Here is a 5930-nt window from a genome sequence, read left to right on the forward strand (position 1 = left end):
CGCCAACTGGCAAGAGTGCTGAGCCCCCGGGGCGGCCCCCGGGCCGCCGCTTTCTCCCTTTGATCGAGTTCGCCCGTGACCACGCCTACCGCACCTGCCTCTGCTGCATCTACGACCGGCCGCGAATTCGAGTTCGCCGACCGCGACTTCCGCCGCATCTGCGACCTGATCTACCAGCGCGTCGGAATCTCGCTGGCGCCGGCCAAGCGCGACATGGTCTACGGCCGGCTCTCGCGCCGGCTGCGCACGCTCGGCCTGCGCAGTTTCCAGGAGTACCTGGACCAGCTGGAAAGCCACGGCGGCGATGAGTGGCAGGCGTTCACCAACGCGCTGACCACCAACCTGACCGCGTTCTTCCGCGAACCGCACCATTTCGAGAAGCTCGACACCGAGCTGCGCGCGCGTGCCGGCCACGGCACCCTGCAGCTGTGGTCGTGCGCGGCCTCCACCGGCGAAGAGCCCTACTCCATGGCGATCACCGCCTGCGAAGCGTTCGGCACGCTGAAGCCGCCGGTGCGCATCCTCGCCACCGATGTGGATACTCAGGTGCTGGCCACTGCCAGCCGCGGCGTGTATGCCATCGACCGCGTGTCGGGCCTGGACCCGGCGATCAAGAAGCGGTACTTCCAGCGCGGCAGCGGCCCCAATGAAGGCCAGTGCCGCGTGCATCCGGCGCTGCGCGAGCTGATCGACTTCCGCCCGCTCAACCTGCTGGCCCCCCGCTACGACGTCGGCGGTCCGTTCGACGCACTGTTCTGCCGCAACGTCATGATCTATTTCGACAAGCCCACCCAGCGCGGCATCCTGTCGCGGCTGATCCAGCACATGGGCGACGATGGCCTGCTCTACACCGGCCACTCGGAGAACTACCTGCACGCCGCCGACCTGATCCAGCCGTGCGGCCGCACCCTGTACAAGCGCGCGCCCGGAGCCCCGGCATGAACCTGGCCGCCCGCCCCGACGATGTGATGCGTTACTTCGACAGCCGCTTCAAGGTCACCGCCGCCAAGCTGCTGCCCACCCAGTACCTGGTGGTGGACGACGACACCGCGCTGACCACCACCCTGGGCTCGTGCGTGGCCGCGTGCCTGCGCGACCCGGTGCTGAAGATCGGCGGCATGAACCACTTCCTGCTGCCCGAGGGCAACGTCGGCGATGGTGCCCCGGCGCGCTACGGCAGCTACGCCATGGAACTGCTGATCAACGACCTGCTCAAGCGTGGTGCGCACCGCAAGCGCCTGGAGGCCAAGGTGTTCGGCGGTGCCAACGTGCTCAAGGGCTTCACCAGCAACCCGGTGGGTACCCGCAACGCCGAGTTCGTGCGCCAGTACCTGCAGGCCGAACATATTCCCGTGCTGGCCGAAGACCTGTGCGGCATCCACCCGCGCAAGGTGTGGTTCTTCGCCGACACCGGCCGCGTGGTGGTGCAGCGCCTGCCGCACGCCCACGAAGCTGAAGTGGCCGCGACCGAATCGGCCGTGCGTGCCCGCCTGTCCAAGGCCCCGGTCACCGGTGGCGTGGAGCTGTTCGAATGATCAACGGTTCACCCTGCAGGGTTTTGATCGTCGACGATTCGGCGGTGGTGCGGCAGATGCTGAGCGAGATCCTCGCCAGCGACCCCGGCATCGAAGTGGTCGGCACCGCGGCCGATCCGCTGCTGGCGCGCGAGAAGATCAAGCGTCTGGCCCCGGACGTGATCACGCTGGATGTGGAAATGCCGCGCATGGACGGGCTGGCATTCCTGGAAAACCTGATGCGCCTGCACCCGCTGCCGGTGGTGATGATCTCGTCGCTGACCGAGCGCGGCGCGGACACCACCCTGCAGGCGCTGGCGCTGGGCGCGGTGGATTTCATCTCCAAGCCCAAGTTCGACGTCGCGCGAGGCCTGCAGGGCTATGCCGAAGAGATCATCGGCAAGGTCAAGATGGCCGCGCGCTCGCGCGTGCGCACCCTGGCCCGCCCGATCACCCCGCGCATCACCCTGGACGCCGTGGCGCCTTCGCCCGCGCGCTCGATCCAGTTCCGTACCACCGACCGCCTGATCGCCATCGGCGCCTCGGCCGGCGGTACCGAAGCGCTGCGCGTGGTGCTCGAAGGCCTCCCGGCCGATGCCCCGGCGGTGGTGCTCACCCAGCACCTGCCCGCCACCTTCAGCACCGCGTTTGCCGAACGCCTGGACCGCCACTCGGCGATGTCCGTGCGCGAAGCCAGCGACGGCGAAGCCGTGCTGCCTGGCCACGCCTACCTGCCGCCGGGCGGCAAGCACCTGCGGGTGATCCGTGACGGTGCGCGCTGGCGCTGCCGGGTGGATGACGGCCCGGCCGTGAACCGGCACAAGCCGGCGGTGGACGTACTGTTCCGTTCGGTGGCCGAAAGTGCCGGTGCCAACGCCATCGGCGCGATCCTCACCGGCATGGGCGACGACGGCGCGCGTGGCCTGCTGGAACTGAAGAACGTCGGCGCACCCACCCTGGTCCAGGACGAAGCCACCAGCGTGGTCTGGGGCATGCCGGGCGCTGCCTTCAAACTCGGCGCCACCGACGAGCAGGTCCCGCTCGAGCGGATCGCCGAACGCCTGATGGCACTCGCGCGGGGTTGATCCCGCGCTTACGCCCAATACAAACGCATCGGGTTGTCTACCAGCAGTTTCTGCTGCTGGTCGGCCGTCACCGCAATCCGTGGAATGAAATCCACCAGCTTGCCGTCATCGGGCATGTGCGACTTCAGGTTCGGGTGCGGCCAGTCCGTGCCCCACAGCACCCGGTCCGGGAACTGCTCCACCAGGTGCCGTGCGAACGGCACCACATCGTCGTAATTCGGTGGGCCCGACTGCGACAGCCGCTCCGGGCAGCTCACCTTGCTCCACACGTTCGGATGCTCGCGCATCAAGCGCACGAAACGCTGGAACTCCGGCCCGTCCACCGGCTGGGTCACGTCCGGCCGGCCCATGTGGTCCACCACCACCGTGGTCGGCAGCGACGTGAAGAAATCCCAGCGCTCGGCCAGGTCCGCCGCCTCGAAATACACCACCACATGCCAGCCCAGCGGCGCGATCCGTTCAATGATGGCGTGGTAGTACGCATCCGGCTTCGGGTCCACCAGCCGCTTCACGAAATTGAAGCGCACCCCGCGCACACCGGCCTCATGCAGCTCGCGCAGTTCGTCGTCGGTGACCGTATCGCGTACCGTGGCCACGCCGCGCGCGCGGCCGTCGGCACTGCGCAGCGCATCCACCAGGGCCCGGTTGTCGGCACCGTGGCAGGTCGCCTGCACGATGACGTTGCGCGCGAACCCAAGATGATCGCGCAGCGCGAACAGCTGCGCCTTGCCCGCATCGCAGGGCGTGTACTTGCGCTCGGCCGCATACGGGAACTGGTCCCCCGGGCCGAACACGTGGCAATGCGCATCCACCGCGCCCGGCGGCGGTACGAACACCGGCCGGCTCGGGTCCGGGCAGAAATCCAGCCAATCGGCATCTTTCACGAACTTCGCCATTACAGCCCCCTCGCCTTCAGCTGCGCATCCAGCCGCGGGTACACCCGGCGCGCATTGCCCGACAGCACCTTGCTGCGATCCGCCGCCGACAGCCCCAGCGCTTCCACATAGCGCAGGGTGTCGTCGAAAAACTGCCCGGTTTCCGGGTCGATGCCACGCACCGCGCCGACCATTTCCGAGCCGAACAGGATGTTGTCGATGTCGATCACCTTGAACAGCAGGTCAATACCCGGCTGATGGTAAACGCAGGTGTCGAAGAACACATTCTTCATCACATGCTCGTTCAGCGGCGGCTTGCCCAGCATGTCGGCCAGGCCACGGAAGCGGCCCCAGTGATAGGGCACCGCGCCGCCGCCGTGTGGAATGATGAAGCGCAGTTCCGGGAAGTCACGGAACAGGTCGCCCTGCAGGAACTGCATGAACGCGGTGGTGTCGGCATTGAGGTAATGCGCGCCGGTGGCGTGGAAATTGGCATTGCAGCTGCCCGAGACATGCACCATGGCCGGCACGTCCAGCTCCACCATCTTCTCGAAGAACGGGTACCAGGCGCGGTCGGTCAGCGGCAGCCCGTTCCAGTGGCCGCCAGAAGGGTCCGGATTGAGGTTGCAGCCGACAAAGCCCAGCTCGTTGACACAGCGCTCCAGTTCGGCGATCGAGTTGGCGATGGGCACGCCGGGCGACTGCGGCAGCTGGCACACGCCGATGAAGGTCTCCGGGTACAGCGCCACCACGCGCGCGATCAGGTCGTTGCAGCGCCGGGTCCATTCCGCGCTCACTGCTTCATCGCCGATGTGGTGGGCCATGGTGCTGGCGCGCGGCGAGAAGATCGTCATGTCCGCGCCGCGCTCGCGCAGCAGCCGCAGCTGGTTGCCTTCCACGCTGTCGCGCAGTTCGTCGTCGCTGATCACCGGGTATACCGGCGCCGGCAGCGAGGGGTCGTTGAAATGGGCCACCTGCGCCTTGCGGAACGCATCGTGGGTGGCGGGGGCGGTCGTGTAGTGACCGTGGCAATCGATGATCATCGGGGGCCTCGTGGGGGAGGAATCACCAGCCGAACAGCTGGGCAAAATGAACATCCACGCGCAGCCCGACGATCAGCGCGTCGGGAATGTCGGTGGTACGGGTCGGCGCGTAGATCGGGTCGGGGTTGATCACATACTGCAGGTTGGGCATCAGCCGGATGCCCTTGTGCACCGCCCAGCCATAGCTGAGCTCGGCGATGATCTCGTCGGCATTCGGCGCACCGCTGCCGCCATTGCGTGCGCGGCGGTCGCGCAGGAACGCGATCTGCTCATCGCTGAAGTGGGTATTGGAGACGAACATCGCCAGGGTGTCCTGGTCGCGGCCGGCGAAGGTGCCGGTCTTGACGAAGCCGACCGCGGCGAACTGGTCCACCGGCGCCTCATTGCCGGTGTTCACGTAGGCGCGGGCGAACAGCGCCAGGTTGCGCTTGCCCTCGCCGCGCCACACGGTCTGGTCGGCCATCGCGTACCAGCCCGCGCGTGCGCCCTCCTGCATCACCGTGGGCTTGCCGGTCAGCGCGGCCGAGTTGCCGTTGGCGTCGAAGTAGGAGCTCTTGCCGCCATCGGTGTTGCGGTACATGCCCACGCGGTAGGTGCGCGGCAGCCGGTCGTTGGCGAAGCTGGTCTGGTAGCCGGCCTCATACGCGGTGATGGTGCCGGTGCCCTCGCCCACCGAGAAGTCCAGGCCGTTCCTGCCGGCCTTGTTCAGCTCGTTGTTGTAGTCGAACGCCCCGCCCTGCACGTACCAGCGATCATTCACGTCGTAGCGCAGGATGCCGGCCCAGGACGAGTTCGGGAATGCGGTAATGCCCAGGTCGGTGATCGCGCCATACGGGGTGAGGCACATCGCATTGCTCATGAACACGCAGTTGAGCGCGGAGTTGTTGAAGTAGCTGTTCACCGGCGCACGGCCGGCGGTGATGCTCAGCCCGTTGTCGAAGCGGTGGCGCACGGTCAGCCGGGTCAGGCGGCCACCGGCCACCGGCCGCCAGGTCTGCTGCGCGCTGATCGAGTTGCCGATCTTCTCGCGCGCCAGGTTGCGCCCGGCAAACCAGGCCCACTGCGCGTCCACGTCGGTGTTGTGCACGCCGAACAACGCGTCCAGGTCGAACTTCGACTGGGCCATGATCCAGTACGAGCCTTCGGTGCCCTGCTCCACCCCGCCCACGGGGTTGGACGCAACGTTGCCAACGACATCCAGGGTCAGGTCGACGCCCTTGGGCAGGGTGCCTTCGGCGGCGGCCGGGGCGGCCAGTGCAGCGCTGAGCAGCAGCGCCAGCGGGGTGTGGCGGAAGATGGACATGAAAACTCCCTCCCCGCTGCCGTGGGCAGCGGATTCAATGCATTCGGGGGGGGCCCGCGGGGGCGCCCCGCCGGCGGGGGCCGCCGCGGGCGCCGGGGGGTTTAAAAAAA

General features: G+C 67.6%; 6 protein-coding genes. 3 read left to right on the forward strand and 3 right to left on the reverse strand.

What is annotated here, in order from left to right:
* Positions 1–75 precede the first annotated feature (75 nt).
* Genes QMX79_RS19580 through QMX79_RS19590 form a run of 3 tightly spaced genes read left to right on the forward strand, consistent with a single transcriptional unit; the run spans position 76 to position 2599 of the window.
* Positions 76–942: a CheR family methyltransferase gene (locus QMX79_RS19580; protein WP_282248258.1), complete on the forward strand. Its 867-nt coding sequence runs from the start codon at positions 76–78 to the stop codon at positions 940–942.
* A complete protein-coding gene (cheD, locus tag QMX79_RS19585) occupies positions 939–1535 on the forward strand; it encodes a chemoreceptor glutamine deamidase CheD (protein WP_282248259.1) in 597 nt (198 codons plus the stop codon). The genes QMX79_RS19580 and cheD overlap by 4 nt, the downstream gene beginning before the upstream one ends.
* Positions 1532–2599: a chemotaxis response regulator protein-glutamate methylesterase gene (locus QMX79_RS19590; protein ID WP_282248260.1), complete on the forward strand. Its 1068-nt coding sequence runs from the start codon at positions 1532–1534 to the stop codon at positions 2597–2599. The genes cheD and QMX79_RS19590 overlap by 4 nt, the downstream gene beginning before the upstream one ends.
* An 8-nt stretch (positions 2600–2607) precedes the next feature.
* Here QMX79_RS19590 and QMX79_RS19595 read toward each other — a convergent pair whose 3' ends face one another.
* Genes QMX79_RS19595 through QMX79_RS19605 form a run of 3 tightly spaced genes read right to left on the reverse strand, consistent with a single transcriptional unit; the run spans position 2608 to position 5820 of the window.
* A complete protein-coding gene (locus tag QMX79_RS19595) occupies positions 2608–3483 on the reverse strand; it encodes an amidohydrolase family protein (RefSeq protein WP_282248261.1) in 876 nt (291 codons plus the stop codon).
* Between the two features lie 11 nt (positions 3484–3494).
* Positions 3495–4517 (reverse strand): amidohydrolase family protein, encoded by a 1023-nt coding sequence (locus tag QMX79_RS19600; protein ID WP_282248262.1) that lies wholly within the window; start codon positions 4515–4517, stop codon positions 3495–3497.
* A gap of 22 nt (positions 4518–4539) precedes the next feature.
* Positions 4540–5820: a carbohydrate porin gene (locus QMX79_RS19605; protein WP_282248263.1), complete on the reverse strand. Its 1281-nt coding sequence runs from the start codon at positions 5818–5820 to the stop codon at positions 4540–4542.
* Between the last annotated feature and the right edge of the window lie 110 nt (positions 5821–5930).

The sequence above is a fragment of the Stenotrophomonas sp. PS02300 genome (assembly GCF_029959395.1).
Classification (GTDB): Bacteria; Pseudomonadota; Gammaproteobacteria; order Xanthomonadales; family Xanthomonadaceae; genus Stenotrophomonas; species Stenotrophomonas maltophilia_AD.

What these genes read in the sequence shown, in the direction of transcription:
- cheD (WP_282248259.1), top strand. Translation starts at nt 939, where the DNA reads ATGAACCTGGCCGCCCGCCCCGACGATGTGATGCGTTACTTCGACAGC.
- QMX79_RS19590 (WP_282248260.1), top strand. Translation starts at nt 1,532, where the DNA reads ATGATCAACGGTTCACCCTGCAGGGTTTTGATCGTCGACGATTCGGCG.
- QMX79_RS19600 (WP_282248262.1), bottom strand. Translation starts at nt 4,517, where the DNA reads ATGATCATCGATTGCCACGGTCACTACACGACCGCCCCCGCCACCCAC.
- QMX79_RS19605 (WP_282248263.1), bottom strand. Translation starts at nt 5,820, where the DNA reads ATGTCCATCTTCCGCCACACCCCGCTGGCGCTGCTGCTCAGCGCTGCA.